The organism is Sphingomonas sp. Leaf407 (genome assembly GCF_001425385.1).
GTDB lineage: Bacteria > Pseudomonadota > Alphaproteobacteria > Sphingomonadales > Sphingomonadaceae > Sphingomonas.
This window is the reverse complement of record NZ_LMQO01000004.1, coordinates 211,407-226,664: the sequence shown is the minus strand read 5'-3', so window position 1 is coordinate 226,664 and position 15,258 is coordinate 211,407. Positions and strand designations below refer to the sequence as shown.

Sequence of the window (15,258 nt, the reverse complement as noted above, 5' to 3'; positions counted from 1 at the left end):
GCGAGGATATGGGCGATGGATAGCAGTCGGATGGCGGGCGCGGTCGCAGGCGGCGTGCTGGCGGGCCTCGGCATCACCGCGTTGCTGATCGCGGGCGAGCGCAGGAGCGGCAAGCCGTCCGAACTGGCGGTGTTGGAGCGCAAGGCGGCGGAGAAGCTGGGACTGGAGACACCGCCGGCCGACCGGCTGCCCTCGGCCGGCGAGCAGGCGGTGGTGCAGGGCGGGCATTTGTTGCTGTCGGCCGCTGCCGCCGCGACCTATGTCGCGATCACGCGCGACGATGTGGCGGTCATCCCGTCGGGCGTCGGGTTCGGGCTGGCATTCTATGGCGCGATGCACTGGATCGTCGGGCCGCTGCTCGGCGTCAAGCAACCCGAATGGCGCGCGGGCAGGAGCACGATCGGCCTGCACGGTGCCAATCACCTGATCTTCGGATTGCTGACCGCCGCCGGGGCGCAGTTCGCCCGGCGGCGGTGATCGGCGCTATTCGACCTGATCGAGATAGGCGCCATAGCCCTCGGCCTCCATCGCGTCGCGCGGCACGAAGCGCAGTGCCGCCGAGTTGATGCAGTAGCGCAGGCCCCCCCGGTCGCGCGGACCGTCGGGGAAGACATGGCCGAGATGGCTGTCGCCGCCCGCCGAGCGGACTTCGGTGCGGACCATGCCGTGGGTCACGTCGCGCAGTTCGGCGACGTTGGCCGGCTCGATCGGCTTGGTGAAGCTCGGCCAACCGCAATGCGAATCGAACTTGTCGGCCGACGCGAACAGCGGCTCGCCCGAGACGATGTCGACATAGATGCCGGCGCGCTTCTCGTTCAGATATTCGCCGGTGCCGGGGCGTTCGGTGCCGCTTTGCTGCGTCACGTAAAATTGTTCGGGGGTCAGGCGGGCGATCGCCGCGTCGGTCTTGCGATAGTCGGTCATGGGGACTCCGTGGGAGAACAACCGGCCCGATATGGGGAGCGGTCGCGCGCGTCCAACCATGCGCAACCGCTCCGTCCGCTTCCGTATCAGGCGAGGGTGAGGCCGACGTCGACATTGCCGCGCGTCGCGTTCGAATAGGGGCAGATGGTGTGCGCGGTATCAACCAGCCGCTGCGCATCGGCGGGGTCGAGGCCGGGGAGCGCCACCCGAAGATCGGCGGTGATGCCGAAGCCGCCCGCCGCCTGCGGACCGATGCCGACCGTCGCCGTCACCTGCGTATCGTCGGGCACCTTCAGCTTCAACTGCTGTCCGGCGACCTTCAGCGCGCCGATGAAACAGGCCGAATAGCCCGCCGCGAACAATTGTTCGGGGTTGGTGCCGTCGCCACCCGCGCCGCCCAGTTCGCGCGGCGTCGACAGCTTGGCGGTGAAGCGGCCATCCTCGCTGGCGGCGGTGCCTTCGCGGCCGCCGGTGGCGGTGGCGGTGGTGCGGTATTTGACATCAACGCTCACGCTGGTTCCTTTCGCGATAATCTATATCGCGATATATATCGGTGCGGCATAATGTCTAGTGCGAAGCTTGGGGACGCTCCGCCAAGGGTGTAGGGTAGGGTAATGGACGCTTCGATCCCGCTCGACCGGCAGCTTTGCTTCGCGCTTTATGGCGCGTCGATGGCGATGACCCGGGTGTACAAGCCGCTGCTCGACCGGCTGGGCATCACCTATCCGCAATATCTCGTGCTGCATGCGCTGTGGGAGGTGGACGGGCGGACGATTGGCGCAATCGCCGAGCGGCTGGCGCTCGAGTCGAGCACGGTCACGCCGCTGGTCAAGCGGCTGGCCGCCGCCGGGCTGGTGACGCGCGAACGCGCGGCGCAGGACGAGCGGCAGGTGCTGGTCCGGCTGACCGATGCCGGCCGGGCGATGCGGGGCGACAGCCATTGTCTGGCGCAGGTGGCGTTCGCGCGCAGCGGGCTGGACGAGGCCGGCGTCGCCGCGCTGACCGCCGAGGTGCAGGCGCTGCGCCGGGCGTTGGCGGGGGACGAAAAACCCTAGCGCGTCGAGAGGAAGCGTTCGCGTTCGCGGGCGAAGCGTTGGCGCATGCGTTCGACCTCGTTGATTTCGGTCGCGTGCATGAACGATTCGAGGACGCGGGTGATGTGGCCGCGCATCGCCTGGCCGGCGCGCGCGCCGTCGCCCGACCGCAGCGCGTCGAGAATGGCGACATGTTCGTCGTGGCGCGGAAAGACGCCGGCGGCATGCGCCTTTTCGCTCATCAGCAGATATTGCGGCGAGCGGTTGCGCGCCTGCCACAGCATGTCGATCACCGCGACGAAGCCGCTGTTGCCGGTCGCCCGCGCGATCGCGAGGTGGAAATCGCGGTCGGCGCGTTCGCTCACCTGATAATCCTCGGCCGCCGCCATTTCGGCCAGCAACCCATCCAGTTCGGCGAGCGCGTCGGGGGTGATGCGGCCGGCGGCGATCGTCGCCACCTCGCCCTCCACCGCGCGCCGTGCCTCCAGCACCTCGAACGGGCCCATGTCGGGATAGGCGGCGATGCCGCCGCGCGGCACCGCGGCGACGACATAGACGCCCGATCCCATCCGCACCTCGACCATCCCGTCGACTTCCAGCGCGATGATCGCCTCGCGCACCGTCGGGCGCGACACGCCATAGGTCTGCGCCAGTACCCGTTCGGGCGGCAGGCGCGCGCCGATGGCATAGTCGCCCTCGGTGATCTGCCGTGCGATGTCGGCCGAGACTTTCACATAGAGTCGGTAATTGCCCGCGTCGTTCATGCCACGGGGCTAACCGAACGATCGACGATGTCAATTCCGGCTCGACGACTCCGGCTACATCGCTTAGGTCAGGCCAATAACCAGATTGGTATGACAGGAGTGGGTGATGCGCATGCGACAGACGATGCGGTGGTTCGGTCCGTCCGACCCCGTGTCGCTTCGGGACATTCGACAGGCGGGGTGCAGCGGCGTGGTGAGCGCGCTGCACGCGATCCCCAACGGCGAGGTCTGGCCGGTCGAGGCGATCCGCGAACGTCAGGCGCTGATCGAGGCGGCGGGGATGACGTGGGACGTCGTCGAGAGCCTGCCGGTGTCGGAGGCGATCAAGACCGCCGGCCCCGAACGCGACGCGCATGTCGCGGCGTATCGCGAGAGTCTGACCAATCTTGCCGAATGCGGCATCCGCGTCATCACCTATAATTTCATGCCGGTGCTCGACTGGACGCGGACCGACCTCGGCTGGGAACTGCTGACGGGAGCGAAGGCGCTGCGCTTCGAGCTGGATGCCGTCGCGGCCTATGACGTGCATATGCTCCGGCGCGCCGGCGCGGAGGCGGCGTATGACGCAGCGACGCTGGAGCGCGCGGCGGCGCGGTTCGCGGGCATGGACGAGGGCGAGCGGACGGCGCTGGAGCGCACGATCATCGCCGGGCTGCCGGGCAGCGAGGAAGGGTTCACCACCGCCGATTTCGCGCAGGCGCTGTCGTCCTATGCCGGGATCGATGCCGGGCGGCTGGCCGAGCATCACGTGGCGTTCCTGCGCGACGTATGTCCGCATGCCGATGCCCTTGGCGTGCAACTGGTGGTCCATCCCGACGATCCGCCGATGCCGCTGTTCGGCCTGCCGCGGGTGGTGAGCACCGCCGCCGATCTCGACCGCCTCTTCGCCGCCGTGCCTAATGCGTCGAATGGCCTCTGTCTGTGTACCGGATCGCTCGGCGTGCGCCCCGACAACGACCTGCCGGCGATGGTCGAGCGCTTCGGATCGCGGATCGGCTTCCTCCATCTGCGCAACGTCGCGGCGGACGCGCCGGGCGCGTTCCATGAGGCGGAGCATCTCGACGGACAGGTCGACATGGTCGCGGTGGTGCAGGCGGTCCACAAGCTGTCGGTGGCGGAAGGCCGGTCGATCCCGATGCGGCCGGACCATGGGCATCAGATGCTCGACGACCTTGCCAAGTCGGGGAGCAATCCGGGCTATACCGCGATCGGGCGATTGCGGGGGTTGGCGGAGTTGCGGGGGTTGGAGCGAGGGGTCGAGGCGCTGAGCAAGGCGTAGCGCGCGCCGGGCAAGGTGCAGCGCAGCAGCACCGCGCCGCACGAGGCACGCGCGGCCGGCGGCGCTGGCAGCGCCGTTCGACGACACGGGCTTTGCCCGTGGCGTGGCCTTTGGTCTGGCCGAACGGCGCGCCGGGCGAGGCGTGGCGAAGCGGGGGACGGACGTATTCCCGGCGAAGGCCGGGATTTCGTGGCAATCGGGCGCGGCAGGAGCCGCTTGAGGCCCCAGCCTGCGCTGGGGCGACGGGTAGGTGCAGAGGAATCAAACGTCAGGTCGTACCGGACGAAGTACGCCTGGGACCGATCGAGATGCGGTCGGACAGCGAGCCCTGGCATCTCCCCTCCCTGACAGGGAGGGGCCGGGGGTGGGTTGGCTCGAGAGTGAACGTACGCGCTCCACAACCGGCCGACCCACCCCCAACCCCTCCCTTGTCAGGGAGGGGAGCGGGTCGAGGGCACTTTGCTGAATGGCTATCCGGTCTGGCCGGCAGCGCGGGCAGCGCCGTTCTACACCGGAAGCCTTGCCCTGAGCGGCATCCGGTGTTTGCCCAATTCCCCCCAAAGTTTACAAACTTTACACTCACCGCGCGTTTGTTGCGATTGGTTCGCAACCATGGTCGGCGATGACGCTGGTGGATCGGTGGACCCCGGAACGGGTCCGGGGTGACGATCCGTGTGCGGTGAGGGCTGGGCATCAAGCGGGTATGCGCCGGTGGATGCCGTGTAGGACAGGGTTGTGTCCGAGTGCGTGCTTGCCGGGCGGGTGGGCGATCCCCGCGAGCCGGGCCGCCTGACGTAGATCGCGGATTGGGGGCACGCGGAGGCGCGAAGGGCGCGGAGGGGGTGCGTTCGGGACGGCCGCCGGTTTTCGAGCGCTGGCCGGTGATTGCAGCGCTGCCGCATCCCCCAAAACAAAGCCGCCGCCCGGTTGCCCGGACGGCGGCCTGTCACGTCATGCTGTCTCGAACGATCAGTCGTTCAGATACTCGCCCGCATCGGCGTCGGTGCCGGTGCCCGAGGGCACGACCTCGGCCAGCGGATCGGCTGCGCCCTGACCGTCACGGGCCGAGCGTGCCAGTTCGGCGGCGTGCTCTTCCTTGGCCGAGTGCGGCGCGACGAAGCCGGCCAGCGCCTTTTGCTGCGCCCGCAGCGCCACGTCGCGCGACGTGGCGGCCACGCGCAGGCGGTTCATGCCCGCACCGGTGCCCGCCGGGATGAGCCGGCCGACGATCACGTTTTCCTTCAGGCCGTTCAGGCTGTCGATCTTGCCCTGCACCGATGCTTCGGTGAGGACGCGGGTCGTTTCCTGGAACGAGGCGGCCGAGATGAACGAGCGCGTCTGGAGCGAGGCCTTGGTGATGCCGAGCAGCACCGGCTTGCCCTGTGCCGGAGCCTGACCGCGCTCCAGCTTGGCGTTGGCTTCGTCCATCTCGTCACGGTCGAGCTGTTCGCCCGCCAGCAACGTGGTGTCGCCGCCGTCGGTGATCTCGACCTTCTGCAGCATCTGACGGACGATCGTCTCGATGTGCTTGTCGTTGATCTTCACGCCCTGGAGTCGATAGACGCCCTGGATTTCGCTGACGAGATATTCGGCCAGCGGCTCGATGCCGAGCGTTTCCAGAATGTCGTGCGGGTTCGGCGAACCGCCGATCAGGTTGTCGCCACGCTTGACGTAGTCGCCTTCCTGAACGTCGATCACCTTCGACTTGGGGATCAGATATTCGACGACATCGCCGCCATCCTCGGGCTGGATGCCGATCTTGCGCTTCGCCTTGTAATCCTTGCCGAAGATCACGCGACCCGAGACCTTGGCGATGATCGCCGCCTCCTTGGGGATACGCGCTTCGAACAATTCGGCGACGCGCGGCAGACCGCCGGTGATGTCGCGGGTCTTGGCCGATTCGCGGGCGACACGGGCGAGAACGTCACCCGCCTGCACCTGCGCACCGTCCTCGACCGACAGGGTCGCGCCGGGTGCCAGCATGTAGCGCGCGGCCTCGCCCGAGTTGGCGTCGAGCAGGGTCATGCGCGGCCGCAGATCCTCCTTCGACTTGGTCGTCACGCGATATTCGATGATCTCGCGCTGGGCGATGCCGGTCGCTTCGTCGACGCGCTCGGTGACGGTCTTGTTCTCGATCAGATCGATGAACTTCACCGTACCGCCGGTTTCGGTGATGAGCGGCGCGGTGAACGGGTCCCACTCCGCCATACGGTCGCCCTGGCTGACGATATGGCCATCGTCGAACAGCACATAGGCACCATAGGGGATGCGATGGACCGAGAGGTCGCGGCCGTCCATGTCGACGATCGCGATCTCGCCCGAGCGGCTAAGCACCACGCGGCGGCCACGCTGGTCTTCGATCAGGCGCAGGTCGCGGAATTCGACCGTGCCGTCGACCGGCGCTTCGAGGTTCGACTGCTCGTTGAGCTGCGCCGCGCCGCCGATGTGGAAGGTACGCATGGTAAGCTGCGTACCCGGTTCGCCGATCGACTGCGCCGCGATGACGCCGACCGCCTCGCCGATGTTGACCGGGGTCCCCCGCGCAAGATCGCGGCCGTAGCAGGTGCCACAGACGCCGACCTTGGCTTCGCAGACCAGCGGCGAGCGGATCTTCATCGCCTGAAGCCCCATCGCCTCGATCCGCGCGACCATCGGTTCGTCGAGCAGCGTGCCCGTCGGGAACACGACTTCGCCCGTCTTGGGATCGGTCACGTCCTCGGCGGTGGTGCGGCCGAGGATGCGTTCGGCCAGCGAGGCGATGGTGGCACCGCCTTCGATGATCGAGCGCATTTCCAGCGCGCGCTGCGTGCCGCAGTCTTCCATGATGATGACGCAGTCTTGGCTGACATCGACCAGACGGCGGGTCAGATAGCCCGAGTTCGCTGTCTTGAGCGCGGTGTCGGCCAGACCCTTGCGGGCGCCGTGGGTCGAGTTGAAATATTCAAGGACGGTCAGGCCTTCCTTGAAGTTCGAGATGATCGGCGTTTCGATGATCTCGCCCGACGGCTTGGCCATCAGGCCGCGCATGCCGGCGAGCTGCTTGATCTGCGCCTGCGAACCACGGGCACCCGAGTGGGCCATCATGTAGATCGAGTTGATCGGCTTCTCGCGGCCCTTGTCGGGACCGTCCTCGTAGCGGCGGACCGCCTTGATCTCGTCCATCATCGACGTCGCCACCTGATCGCCGCAGCGGCTCCAGGCGTCGATCACCTTGTTGTACTTCTCCTGCTGGGTAATCAGGCCGTCCTGATACTGCTGTTCGAAGTCCTTCACCTGGTCGCGCGTCTCGTCGACCAGCTTGTCCTTGTCCGGCGCGATCAGCATGTCGTCCTTGCCGAACGAGATGCCGGCCTTGAACGCATGACGGAAGCCCAGCGCCATGATCGCATCGGCGAACAGCACCGTCTCCTTCTGGCCGGTGTGGCGATACACCTCGTCGATGACGTCGCCGACGTCCTTCTTGGTCAGCAGGCGGTTGACCGTCTCGAACGGGACCTTGTGCGACTTGGGAAGGGTTTCGCCGAGCAGCATGCGGCCCGGCGTCGTCTCATAGCGCTTGAGATACTGGTTGCCGGCCTCGTCGGTCTGCGGAACGCGGCTGGTGATGCGGGTGTGCAGCGTGACGGCACCGGCGTGGAGCGCCTGATGCACCTCCGCCATGTCGCCCAGCAGCATGCCTTCGCCCGGCTCGTTCGTCTTTTCCATCGACAGATAATAGAGGCCCAGCACCATGTCCTGCGACGGCACGATGATCGGCTTGCCGTTGGCGGGCGACAGGATGTTGTTGGTCGACATCATCAGGACGCGCGCTTCCAACTGCGCTTCGAGCGACAGCGGAACGTGGACGGCCATCTGGTCGCCGTCGAAGTCGGCGTTGAACGCCGAGCAGACCAGCGGGTGGAGCTGGATCGCCTTGCCCTCGATCAGCACCGGCTCGAACGCCTGGATGCCCAGACGGTGGAGCGTCGGCGCGCGGTTCAGCATGACCGGGTGCTCGCGAATGACTTCGTCGAGGATGTCCCAGACTTCCTTGCGCTCCTTCTCGACCCACTTCTTCGCCTGCTTGAGCGTCATGCTCAGGCCCTTGGCGTCGAGGCGCGCGTAGATGAACGGCTTGAACAGTTCGAGCGCCATCTTCTTCGGGAGGCCGCACTGGTGCAGCTTGAGTTCCGGGCCGGTCACGATGACCGAACGGCCCGAATAGTCGACGCGCTTGCCGAGAAGGTTCTGGCGGAAGCGGCCCTGCTTGCCCTTGAGCATGTCGGACAGCGATTTCAGCGGACGCTTGTTCGCGCCGGTGATCGTGCGGCCGCGACGGCCGTTGTCGAACAGCGCGTCGACCGCTTCCTGCAACATGCGCTTTTCGTTGCGGACGATGATGTCCGGCGCGCGCAGTTCCATCAGGCGCTTCAACCGGTTGTTGCGGTTGATGACGCGGCGGTAGAGGTCGTTCAGATCGGACGTGGCGAAGCGGCCACCGTCGAGCGGCACCAGCGGGCGCAGTTCGGGCGGGATGACCGGCACGACGTCGAGAATCATCCATTCGGGACGGTTGCCCGACTCCAGGAACGATTCGACGACCTTGAGCCGCTTGATGATCTTCTTGGGCTTGAGTTCCGACTTGGTGACGGCCAGCTCTTCGAGCAGGTCGCGCTTCTCGCCTTCGAGGTCGAGGTCGATCAGCATCTGCTTGACCGCTTCCGCGCCGATGCCGGCCGAGAAGGCGTCCTCGCCATACTGGTCCTGCGCGTCGAGCAGCTCGTCCTCGGTCAGGAGCTGATATTTGTCGAGCGCGGTCAGGCCCGGCTCGATCACGATATAGCTCTCGAAATACAGCACGCGCTCGAGCTGCTTCAACTGCATGTCGAGCAGCAGGCCGATGCGCGACGGCAGCGACTTCAGGAACCAGATGTGCGCGACCGGGGCGGCGAGTTCGATATGGCCCATCCGCTCACGGCGGACCTTCGACACGGTGACTTCGACACCGCACTTTTCGCAGACGATGCCCTTGTACTTCATGCGCTTGTACTTGCCGCACAGGCACTCGTAATCCTTGATCGGACCGAAGATGCGCGCGCAGAACAGGCCGTCACGCTCGGGTTTGAACGTGCGATAGTTGATCGTCTCGGGCTTCTTGATCTCGCCGAACGACCACGAGCGGATGCGCTCCGGCGAGGCGATGCCGATCTGGATCTGGTCGAAGGTCTCCGGCTTGGCCACCGGGTTCGCGAAATTGGTCAGTTCGTTCATGGTGCTATTCCTTAATGACCGCCGCGGGGGGCGGCATTAGCCCAGCATTTTTTAATCTTACGCTCAGAATTCTCGCCCACTCACCTTTGGCAGTTCGCAAAGCTGGCCAGATCGGCCAACCGGGAGCCGTTTCGATAAAGTGCAAGATCGTCCAAGATACTTCGTAAAATAGATCGTCGGATCGGGAGAGCAGATTGAGCAGGGCAACAGCTTCCTCATCTGTCGCCGTCGTAGGGAAACTATCAGTGAGATTAACGACCCACTGCACAGTTTCCATCGGTTGATCGTCCGAGAGCACGAATCCCGGACGATCGACCAATTCTCTGACGGCTGCTCGCACGCCTTCCCCTACTCCGCCGCTTCGGCCAGGCCGTCCTTCTCTTCCAAGCTGCTTAACTCGATGTTGAGGCCCAGCGAGCGCATTTCCTTGACCAGCACGTTGAAGCTTTCGGGGATGCCGGCCTCGAAGGTGTCGTCGCCCTTGACGATCGCTTCATAGACCTTGGTGCGGCCGACCACGTCGTCGGACTTCACCGTCAGCATTTCCTGGAGCGTATAGGCGGCGCCGTACGCCTGGAGCGCCCACACTTCCATTTCCCCGAAGCGCTGGCCGCCGAACTGCGCCTTGCCGCCCAGCGGCTGCTGGGTGACGAGGCTGTACGGCCCGATCGACCGCGCGTGGATCTTGTCGTCGACCAAGTGGTGCAGCTTCAGCATGTAGATGATGCCGACCGTCACCATCCGGTCGAACTGGTCGCCGGTACGCCCGTCGAACAGGATCGACTGGCCCGAGCTGTGCAGCCCGGCGAGTTCCAGCATGTCCGACACGTCGCTTTCGCGCGCGCCGTCGAACACCGGGGTGCCCATCGGGACGCCCGTGCTGATGTTCTGCACCAGTTCGTGGAGCTGCTCGTTCGAACGGCTGTCGATGTCCTCGGCATAGTGATCGCCGTAGATCTCCTTGAGCCGATCCTTGACCGCCGCCGGCATCTCGCCGCCGACCGCGTCCGGATTCGCCTCACGCCAGTCGCGCAGCGAGCGTGCGACCTGCATGCCGAGGTTGCGCGCCGCCCAGCCCAGATGCGTCTCGAAGATCTGCCCGACGTTCATGCGCGACGGCACGCCCAGCGGGTTGAGCACGAGGTCGACCGGAGTCCCGTCCTCGAGGAACGGCATGTCCTCTTGCGGCAGGATGCGCGAGATGACGCCCTTGTTGCCGTGACGGCCGGCCATCTTGTCGCCCGGCTGCAGCTTGCGCTTCACCGCGACGAACACCTTGACCATCTTGAGCACGCCCGGCGGCAGCTCGTCACCGCGCTCCAGCTTCTCGCGGCGATCGTGGAACTTGTCGGTGATGCGCTTCACCGCTTCGTCATACTGCGCCTTGATCGCTTCGAGATTGCCCTGCGCCGCGTCGTCGGCGACGGCGAACCGCCACCATTCGTGACGATCGATCTGGTCGAGCAGGTCGCGGTCGATGACCACGCCCTTCTTGACGCCCTTGGGCGCGGCCGTCGCGGTCTGCCCTTCGAGCATCTCGCGCAGACGCGACCAGGTGGCACGGTTGAGGATGCCGCGCTCGTCGTCCGAGTCCTTCTTCAGACGCTCGATCTCCTCGCGCTCGATCGCCATCGCGCGCTCGTCCTTGTCGATGCCGTGACGGTTGAAGACGCGGACGTCGACGACCGTACCCGACACGCCCGGCGGCAGACGCAGCGAGGTGTCGCGCACGTCGCTGGCCTTTTCACCGAAGATCGCGCGCAGGAGCTTTTCCTCCGGCGTCATCGGCGATTCGCCCTTCGGCGTGATCTTGCCGGCGAGGATGTCGCCCGGTTCGACCTCGGCACCGATGTAGACGATGCCCGCCTCGTCGAGATTGCGCAGCGCTTCCTCACCGACGTTCGGGATGTCGCGGGTGATGTCTTCCGGCCCGAGCTTGGTGTCGCGCGCCATCACCTCGAACTCGTCGATGTGGATCGACGTGAACACGTCGTCCTTCACGATCCGTTCGGAGATGAGGATCGAATCCTCGTAGTTGTAGCCGTTCCACGGCATGAACGCGACCAGCGCATTGCGGCCCAGCGCCAGCTCGCCGAACTCGGTCGAGGGACCATCGGCGATGACCTCGCCGGCCTTCACCACGTCGCCCACCTTCACCAGCGGACGCTGGTTGATGCAGGTCGACTGGTTCGAGCGCTGGAACTTCATCAGCGTGTAGATGTCGACGCCGCTTTCGGCCGCATCGACTTCGCCGGTCGCGCGGATCACGATGCGCGCGGCATCGACCTGATCCACGACGCCGGCGCGCTTGGCCGAGATCGCCGCACCCGAATCGCGCGCCACGGTCTCTTCCATGCCAGTGCCGACGAACGGCGCCTCGGCCTTCACCAGCGGCACGGCCTGCCGCTGCATGTTCGAGCCCATCAGCGCGCGGTTGGCGTCATCGTTTTCCAGGAACGGAATGAGCGATGCGGCGACCGACACGAGCTGCTTCGGGCTGACGTCCATCAGCGTGACGTTTTCCGGCAGCGCCATCAGGAATTCGCCGGCCTGACGCGCTGACACCAGTTCCTCGGCGAAGCTGCTGTCCTCGTTCAGCGTGGCCGACGCCTGCGCGACGGTGTGCTTCTGCTCTTCCATCGCCGACAGATACACGACGTCGTTCGTCACCTTGCCGTCGACGATGCGACGGTACGGGGTTTCGATGAAGCCGTATTTGTTGACGCGGCTGAACGTCGCGAGGCTGTTGATAAGACCGATGTTCGGGCCTTCCGGCGTTTCGATCGGGCAGATACGGCCGTAGTGGGTCGGGTGAACGTCGCGGACTTCGAAGCCCGCGCGTTCGCGCGTCAGACCGCCCGGCCCGAGCGCCGAAACGCGACGCTTGTGCGTCACTTCGGACAGCGGGTTGGTCTGATCCATGAACTGCGAGAGCTGCGACGAGCCGAAGAACTCGCGCACCGCGGCGACCGCGGGCTTGGCGTTGATGAGGTCGTTCGGCATGACCGTCGAGACGTCGACCGACGACATGCGCTCCTTGACCGCGCGTTCCATGCGCAGGAGGCCGACGCGATACTGGTTTTCGAGCAGTTCGCCGACCGAGCGGACACGACGGTTGCCGAGGTTGTCGATGTCGTCGACCTCGCCCTTGCCGTCCTTCAGATTGACCAGCGTCTTGACGACTTCGAGGATGTCCTCGCTGCGCAGCGTCGTCACCGTGTCCGGCGTGTCGAGATCGAGGCGCATGTTGAGCTTCACGCGGCCGACGGCCGACAGGTCGTAGCGCTCGGGATCGAAGAACAGGCCGGCGAACAGCGATTCGGCGGTTTCCAGCGTCGGCGGCTCGCCGGGGCGCATCACGCGATAGATGTCCGACAGCGCCTGCTCGCGCTCCTCGGCCTTGTCGACGTTCAGCGTGTTGCGGATCCACGGGCCGGTCGAGACATGGTCGATGTCGAGCAGTTCGATCCGCTCGATCCCTGCCTGGTCGAGCAGTTCGAGATTCTCGGCCGACACTTCGTCGCCCGCCTCGATATAGATCTGGCCGGTCGTCTCGTTGATAAGATCATAGGCGCTGTAGCGGCCGAAGATTTCCTCGGTCGGGATCAGCAGTTCGGCCAGGCCGTCCTTGCCCGCCTTGTTCGCCAGACGCGGCGAAATCTTGGTGCCGGCCGGGAACACGACCTCGCCGGTGTTCGCGTCGACGATGTCGAACGACGGCTTCTGCCCACGCCAGTTTTCCGGCGCGTACGGAATGCGCCACCCGCCTTCGCCGCGCACGAAGGTGACGCGGTTGTAGAAGTGGTTGAGGATGTCCTCGCCAGTCATGCCCAGCGCATAGAGCAGCGACGTGACCGGCAGCTTGCGCTTGCGGTCAATGCGGACGTTGACGATGTCCTTGGCGTCGAATTCGAAATCGAGCCACGAGCCGCGATACGGGATGACACGCGCGGCGAACAGATACTTGCCCGACGCATGGGTCTTGCCGCGATCGTGATCGAACAGCACGCCCGGCGAGCGGTGCATCTGCGACACGATCACGCGCTCGGTGCCGTTGATGAAGAAGGTGCCGTTCTCGGTCATGAGCGGCATGTCGCCCATGTACACGTCCTGCTCCTTGATATCGAGGACCGACCGGGCCTCGGTATCCTGGTCCACCTCGAACACGATCAGGCGGAGGGTAACGCGCATCGGTGCTGCATAGGTGATGCCGCGCTGACGGCATTCTTCCACGTCGAACTTGGGATTTTCCAGTTCGTAGGTCACGAAGTCCAGCTCGGCGGTGCCGGCGAAGTCGCGGATCGGGAACACCGACCGCAGCGTCTTTTCCAGACCCGAGACATAGCCGATCGACGGATCGCTGCGCAGGAACTGTTCGTAGCTCTCGCGCTGCACCTCGATCAGATTCGGCATCTGCACCACTTCGTGGATGTCGCCGAACACCTTGCGGATGCGGCGCTTGTGCGTGCCGCTCGTGCTTGCCTTGGTCGCCATGGGTTGGTTGGCCTCGTACTGGTTCAATTTCGGTGCCCGGTGCCGACCGGGCTGGCGTGCGGAACGGACGACGAAAGCCGCGTCACCCCGGGTGGGGCCGCAGCTTTTCGGGCGTCCTGCAATGGCTAAAGGTCCATACCTGCAATGCGCCCGCGCGACGACGCATTCTTTCCCGGTCCTGAAGCAGAGCCGGCCTATACGCTGCGTATGGGGCGGAGTCAAACCGCGTCGATGCCGCCAACGGTTCGACGTATCGAACGCTCGTTTCGTCGCAACCGAGCGTCGCGGCGCGTGACGTGGCCCCCAAAACCCCGGTTGAGGGCGGGCATGATCCTGTATCCGACGATCGCGGCGGCGGCCGCGCTGCTTGCCGTGCCCGCACAACAGACCCCGCCGGGCGCGGGCGACATCCCGATCTATGACATCACCCCGCCGGTGGTGGCGACGCCGACTCCAGCGGCGACCCCAACGCCGCGCGTGACGCCGACGCCGCGCGCCGTGCCGGTCGTCCGGGCCACGCCGGTCGCGCGTCCTGCCCCCGCGCCGCGGGCGACCGCGGCACCGGAGCCGCGCGCGGCTCCGGTGCCGCAGCCCACCGCGACGCCGCGCACGGTGCCGGCGGTGACACCACCGGTCGAGACGGCTCCCGTGCCGGTGGCGACCGAGGCACCGGCGGTCGTCGCGACCCCATCGCCCGAACCGGTCGCGACGCCCGAGGCGGCTACGTCCGTTCCCGCGTCCGACAATGCGGCGATGCCGTGGTGGGTGTGGTTTCTGGCCGGCATCGCGGTGGCGGGCGTGGTCGCGCTGATCGCGACGCGGCTGCGGCGCAGGCCACGGGTGGAAACGGTCGAGGATGTCGCACCGGTCGCGCCGCAACCGGTCGCGCCGCCGCTCGCCGCGCCGGAGCCGCCCGCGCCGATCCCGGCACCGGTCGCTCCGATCGCTCCGGCACCGGTTCGCGCGCCCGCCGTGCCTGCCGCGCCGGTCGTGGCCGAGCCGCCGCGCGGCTTCCTCGAATTCCAGCTCGCGCCGCTGCGCGTCGGGACCGATGCCGACAATGCGCTGCTCGATTTCGACCTGACGGTCGGCAATCCGACGTCGATCGGCGTCGAGGAAGTGCGTATCGCCACGCTGCTGCTCACCGCCAATCCGCGCCAGGACGACCAGCTCGCCGCGTTCTTCGGCAACACCGAACCACGCGGGCTCGACCCGTTCGCGCTGCCCGCCGGGCAGCGCCGCCATCTGGAGGCGACGATGGCGTTGCCCAAGGCGGCGCTGCATGTCGTCACCTCGCGCGAGCGGCCGTTCTTCGTGCCGCTGATGGCGATCGACGCGCGCTATCGCTGGAGCGACGGGCGCATATCGCGCACCACCGCCGCCTTCCTGATCGGGCCGACGCTGCCGTCGGGCAAGCTCGCGCCGATCTTCATGGACAAGGGCGACCGGATGATCGACCGGTTGGAGGCACGGCTCCACGGCGAGGTGCGGCGTACTTGAATGTCAGGCGGTG

Annotated in this window: 9 protein-coding genes; 4 read left to right on the top strand and 5 right to left on the bottom strand. The window is 66.3% G+C overall.

The annotated features are described in order from the left end of the window. Positions 1-15: 15 nt before the first annotated feature. Entirely contained in the window at positions 16-477 is a 462-nt protein-coding gene (locus ASG37_RS13265; protein ID WP_156349204.1) for a hypothetical protein, read from the top strand. A gap of 6 nt (positions 478-483) precedes the next feature. On the opposite strand, the gene msrB is transcribed toward ASG37_RS13265, so the two are convergent. After that, positions 484-924: a peptide-methionine (R)-S-oxide reductase MsrB gene (msrB, locus tag ASG37_RS13260; protein WP_055761064.1), complete on the bottom strand. Its 441-nt coding sequence runs from the start codon at positions 922-924 to the stop codon at positions 484-486. 86 nt (positions 925-1,010) lie between these two features. Beyond that, positions 1,011-1,436, bottom strand: coding sequence for an organic hydroperoxide resistance protein (locus tag ASG37_RS13255; RefSeq protein WP_055761060.1), 426 nt, complete (start codon positions 1,434-1,436; stop codon positions 1,011-1,013). Positions 1,437-1,538: 102 nt separating this feature from the next. On the opposite strand from ASG37_RS13255, the gene ASG37_RS13250 reads away from it, so the two are divergent. Beyond that, positions 1,539-1,979: a MarR family winged helix-turn-helix transcriptional regulator gene (locus ASG37_RS13250; protein ID WP_055761056.1), complete on the top strand. Its 441-nt coding sequence runs from the start codon at positions 1,539-1,541 to the stop codon at positions 1,977-1,979. Here the strand turns inward: ASG37_RS13250 and ASG37_RS13245 are convergent. Then, on the bottom strand, positions 1,976-2,722 hold the full coding sequence (locus ASG37_RS13245) for a FadR/GntR family transcriptional regulator (RefSeq protein WP_055761053.1): 747 nt from the start codon (positions 2,720-2,722) through the stop codon (positions 1,976-1,978). The two genes, ASG37_RS13250 and ASG37_RS13245, sit on opposite strands and share 4 nt — an antisense overlap. A gap of 106 nt (positions 2,723-2,828) precedes the next feature. Between ASG37_RS13245 and uxuA the strand changes: the two genes are divergently transcribed. Further along, on the top strand, positions 2,829-4,001 hold the full coding sequence (gene uxuA, locus ASG37_RS13240) for a mannonate dehydratase (RefSeq protein WP_200909812.1): 1,173 nt from the start codon (positions 2,829-2,831) through the stop codon (positions 3,999-4,001). 969 nt (positions 4,002-4,970) lie between these two features. Here the strand turns inward: uxuA and rpoC are convergent. Further along, positions 4,971-9,251 carry a DNA-directed RNA polymerase subunit beta' gene (gene rpoC / locus ASG37_RS13235; RefSeq protein ID WP_055761048.1) on the bottom strand — a complete coding sequence of 1,427 codons (4,281 nt, stop codon included), beginning with the start codon at positions 9,249-9,251 and terminating at the stop codon, positions 4,971-4,973. 348 nt (positions 9,252-9,599) lie between these two features. Continuing rightward, positions 9,600-13,745 (bottom strand): DNA-directed RNA polymerase subunit beta, encoded by a 4,146-nt coding sequence (gene rpoB, locus ASG37_RS13230; protein WP_055761562.1) that lies wholly within the window; start codon positions 13,743-13,745, stop codon positions 9,600-9,602. Between the two features lie 327 nt (positions 13,746-14,072). Here rpoB and ASG37_RS13225 point away from each other — a divergent pair, with 327 nt between their 5' ends. Continuing rightward, positions 14,073-15,245, top strand: a complete 1,173-nt coding sequence (locus ASG37_RS13225) for a hypothetical protein (RefSeq protein ID WP_055761045.1) — start codon at positions 14,073-14,075, stop codon at positions 15,243-15,245. Positions 15,246-15,258: the final 13 nt, after the last annotated feature.

What these genes read in the sequence shown, in the direction of transcription:
- ASG37_RS13225 (WP_055761045.1), top strand. Translation starts at nt 14,073, where the DNA reads ATGATCCTGTATCCGACGATCGCGGCGGCGGCCGCGCTGCTTGCCGTG.
- msrB (WP_055761064.1), bottom strand. Translation starts at nt 924, where the DNA reads ATGACCGACTATCGCAAGACCGACGCGGCGATCGCCCGCCTGACCCCC.
- uxuA (WP_200909812.1), top strand. Translation starts at nt 2,829, where the DNA reads ATGCGCATGCGACAGACGATGCGGTGGTTCGGTCCGTCCGACCCCGTG.
- ASG37_RS13265 (WP_156349204.1), top strand. Translation starts at nt 16, where the DNA reads ATGGATAGCAGTCGGATGGCGGGCGCGGTCGCAGGCGGCGTGCTGGCG.
- rpoB (WP_055761562.1), bottom strand. Translation starts at nt 13,745, where the DNA reads ATGGCGACCAAGGCAAGCACGAGCGGCACGCACAAGCGCCGCATCCGC.
- rpoC (WP_055761048.1), bottom strand. Translation starts at nt 9,251, where the DNA reads ATGAACGAACTGACCAATTTCGCGAACCCGGTGGCCAAGCCGGAGACC.
- ASG37_RS13250 (WP_055761056.1), top strand. Translation starts at nt 1,539, where the DNA reads ATGGACGCTTCGATCCCGCTCGACCGGCAGCTTTGCTTCGCGCTTTAT.
- ASG37_RS13245 (WP_055761053.1), bottom strand. Translation starts at nt 2,722, where the DNA reads ATGAACGACGCGGGCAATTACCGACTCTATGTGAAAGTCTCGGCCGAC.